This window comes from Staphylococcus sp. TCBT05, assembly GCF_055179755.1.
Map to the genome: position 1 here is coordinate 1 of NZ_JBUQDQ010000001.1, position 4,123 is coordinate 4,123.

General features: G+C 34.2%; 3 protein-coding genes and 1 pseudogene. 2 read left to right on the plus strand and 2 right to left on the minus strand.

Translation table 11 applies throughout. The features are described from left to right. Window positions 1-645 (plus strand): annotated as a pseudogene (locus ACY191_RS00005) (plasmid recombination protein); the annotation flags it as partial. 52 nt (window positions 646-697) lie between these two features. Here the strand turns inward: ACY191_RS00005 and ACY191_RS00010 are convergent. Both ACY191_RS00010 and ACY191_RS00015 read right to left on the minus strand, forming a co-directional pair. Beyond that, window positions 698-1,156: a replication/maintenance protein RepL gene (locus ACY191_RS00010; protein ID WP_030030343.1), complete on the minus strand. Its 459-nt coding sequence runs from the start codon at window positions 1,154-1,156 to the stop codon at window positions 698-700. 805 nt (window positions 1,157-1,961) lie between these two features. Further along, window positions 1,962-2,660, minus strand: a complete 699-nt coding sequence (locus ACY191_RS00015; RefSeq protein WP_326267410.1) for a hypothetical protein — start codon at window positions 2,658-2,660, stop codon at window positions 1,962-1,964. Window positions 2,661-3,160: 500 nt separating this feature from the next. Between ACY191_RS00015 and ACY191_RS00020 the strand changes: the two genes are divergently transcribed. Then, window positions 3,161-4,123 (plus strand): plasmid recombination protein (locus ACY191_RS00020; RefSeq protein WP_463269837.1); only part of this gene is annotated, 963 nt, incomplete at its 3' end.

A 4,123-nucleotide genomic window follows, 5' to 3' on the forward strand; every position in this document is an offset into this window, starting at 1 on the left:
AAAAAAAAAGAAGTAAAAACAGGAAACTATATTCTGACAAAAGAAGACGCTCAGAAGCTCTCTAAGCGCCTCAGGGGTGTTTCTAGTATCAAAGAAGGGTTAAGTGCTATAGATAGGTCTAAAAGCTTACTAGAAGCCAGAGAGGCGCAACTAAATGAAAGAGAAGAGTTTATCAATCAAAAGGAGTTGGATATTAGCTATAAAGAATTAGAAGTGAACCAAAGAGAACGAAAATTGATTGGGAAAGAAGCAGCTGTTGAGAATGGTCAAAAATGGTGGGAAGAAAAGCAAAGATTACAAGAACAAGTGAATCTATTAACCGTAGAAAATAGTCGTTTGAAACGAACGTTGAACAAAGTGAATGAAATGTACGAAGGATTAAAAATGAGTTTTGCGAATGTAGCGAAAGCAGTTGGGATGATGAAATATAGCAAGAAAGAATATGAACAACCGCTAAATGAACGTGGAAATAGATTGGTAGATGCGATTGCAAATTATACAAGTTATTGGCTTAGAAAAATGGGGAGTGATGATCTAGCGGAGAAAGTGGATAAGGAAATTGGATTGAGTAAAGGAATTGAACAATCTGTACAAGCTTTAGAACCGAAAAAAGAACGCGATAGAGGATTTGAACATGAAATGTAAGTACAAAGGATAAAGAAAGAATAAACCGCTTTAGGATTAACTTTAAAGCGGTTTATTCTACTTCGTTAATTGGAGATTTATTATTATTAAAATCTTGAAATCTAGCAAGTAAGTATTTTTCTTTAGTGTCTTTACCACGATGTATTAGACTTGGATGTATCATAATGGCTCCAGTCCTTCTCGTAATAATTTGAGCTTGTTCTAATGTTTTTAATGTTTCTACAACAGTTTTGATTGAGACTTGGCTTTTTTCTGATAATTCTCTTGTAGTGATAATTAATGTGTTTGTAGATTTATCCATATTCTCTAGTATGTATTTTACTACTTGCATTTTTTTATTACCTAAACTATCTATCAATTGAACGATTGCGGTTAAATACGTGATCATAAAGCCATTTCTTGGTGTTTTTTTTACAATATCATCAACTTCAAATATTTCACCTGTATCTAAATCTTGTAGCCTTCTTTTACCGTTATAAATTACATCATTTTCAGTTCTTTGTTTTGGCATTTTACCTATCCTCTCTAATTTAATTTTAAACAAAGTATAACAAATGTTGTAAAAAAAGTACAACAAAAGTTGTAAAAAAGTACAACAAAGGTTGTAAAAAAGTACAACAAAAAGTAAGCGCTTACATAGCTATGTATCAAGCCTGATTCTACTTTTAAACTACTAATTACTCTTTTCTATATAATTAAGTGGCTTTCAGCTATTCAATAGTCGAGTAGTATTTTTTGAGAAAAGACACTCAAAAAATCTCCACTCTTTTGCTATTGAATAGCTGATTTCGGTATGCTCGATTTGTAGTCGTCAAGTCGAGCATACGAAAAACATGGGAATTTTGATTCTCGACTTGAACGAAGATTGTACCATACCGAAACCAGCCTGTTCTTTCGTTCTTTATGTTGTTATGTAACATGATCCCGATACGCAAACCTTGGGGGCTAACCCCCAAACCCCCAGTCAGTCTCACACCGAAAAACAAAGGGAATCAGAAAATCTTTAAAAATCAAATGACAAAAAACTGAATTTTCATTACTTTATAAATCAGTTTAATGATACACTATTAATAAATAAAATTATGTTAGGAATGACTATTATGAAATCCTATAAAAGTACTATTTTTGATATTATTATGTATATAGCCACTTACATTTTCTGTATGTATTGGATATTAGATACTGTTGATTTAGTATACATATATTTATATTCCATTCTTATTGGGGTAATAATTATATATAAAATTAAACAACTTTTATTTTTGAAAATTAGTAATAAAAAAGACGCTTAGTTTAAAAACTAAGCGTCTTTTTTATTAACTATTAGGCAAATAAATTTTTTTCGGTTGACTTGTCCAAGATTGTCCCATTGGTTTTGTACGGGCGCTATCTTTATATAATCGAGTCGTAGAATATTGATACCAATTATTTGTCATAAAACCTTTTTGATATAAATCATAAGAATAATAGCAAGCAGGTATTTTTTGATTTGCTCCATAACCAGTTAAAATTATAGCTACTTTAGCTCCCCATCCTAAACCAGGTATAGTACCAGCCAGAGCTGCTCCAAGTGCAGCAGCGTTTTTAGCTTCGCTAGTATGACCTTTAAGAGTTCCTACATATTGATAGCCTGCTTTAGGTGCAGCTGCTCTCATTATAGGATTATCTTTTTCAATTGAATTATTTCTATTGTGTGCTGCAATAGGATCATATTCATATGATAAATCTTTTTGAATTACATTATCAATTTTAACATTACCTGTTACTCCATCAAACACAACAATATGACGTTCACCGTCTTTTTCGTATGTATTTGTACGAATTAACCCTTCCATACTAGCATCAATAATTTGATAATTTGAGTTTAATTGTTCAATTGTTACAGGTGTAACATTAGTTGTTTGAACAATTTTATTACTAACAGTATTTTCTTTAGCAAAAGATACTGTTGGCGAAATGCCAGTAGTGATAATAGCTGCAGCTGCTAGTGATTTCAAAATTGTTTTTTTATTCATAATTTTGCCCCTTTTAATTTGATATCTCTAACATTAATGGTAGATGACGGAAGAAACAAGGGGTGAAAACGATTACTTTAAATATTAGAATTTTCGGAAAATAAAAGAGAGGAGTTTTCAATACAATGTGTTTGTCAACGGTAAGCGGAACGAAGTGAGCATTAAGGAGTTGACAAACTGCCCAAAACCCAAAACCCTCTTGTGGTGTTCAAACGGTACCCGTTTGAACCTGCCTACCGGCGAGGGAGCCCCCTCAAAAATGAGGGGGTTGGGGGTGTTTTTTTATGGGGTCTGGGGAAGAGTTCCCCAGTGGGTTTGGGCGACGCCCAAGATTGTTTTTTTGTCACTAGGTGACTCGGCTATGCCGACAAGGGCCTCGCAGAGCCCTATATATTTTGATGCGTAGTGTCAAAATATGTATAGGGTTACGTTAATTGACTCCATTTCGTCTCTTTGCTAGACTCATGGTATCAATCATTCTAGGGAAGTGGGTGCATGTGATGTTGCGTTCTATCTCATTTAATCAATCTCATAAAAGTTCCATCAGTCATAACAATCGAGAAAATACGCATGGAAATCCTGGTATTGATCCATCTAGGTTAAAAGAGAATATATATTTTGTTCAAAAGGATATTAGGAGTGTATACAAAGAGATATTTCAGGAAGCAGTAGATACTTATAACGAGAAACAAAAACGAAATGACCGTAAGATTCAAGATTACTACGAGAAAATCAAGAAAAGCGAAAAAGTACATGAACAACGAGAATTGGTTGTAGCGATTGGAGAAGGCAAAGATGACCCAATGTGTAGGGAAGAGAAAAAAGAAACGCTACAGCGGTATGCAGAAGCGTTTCAAGAGCGGAATCCCAATCTAGCAGTCTATAACATGGTTTTACATGATGATGAAGCGAATCCGCATCTGCATATCAATTATGTCCCACATTTTTCAAGTAGTCGTGGATTAACGAAGCGTGTCGGAATGGATAGAGCTTTGCAACAACAAGGCGTGGAAGGAAAAGGGATGGAACTGATTGCGAATTGGAGAGCGGTAGAAACTGCATATATCGAATCATTGGCGAAAGAATATATTCCTGATTTTGAACGAGCGAATGTAGGGTCTCATAAGTACATGAAAGTAAAACAATACAAAGAATATGCGGAAACAAAGTCCGTTGTAGAAAAACAGGTACAGGAAAAAGAAAGCTATTTACAACGGGTAGACAAAGAAGTGAAACAGTCAGAGGGAAAAGTAGAAGAATTACAAACAGTTCAAGGACAGTTAGAACAGATTGTGAGAAAACAACAACAAGAACGGAATGACCTACAAAAACAAGTAGGTGATACAAAAGAAGAGATTACAAAATTAAAAGAAACGAAGGAGCAGGTACAAAACGATATACAAGGATTTCCTTTGTTTGATATGAGAAGGTTGCAAGCAGAAACAGAAAAAGTAGGATTGCTG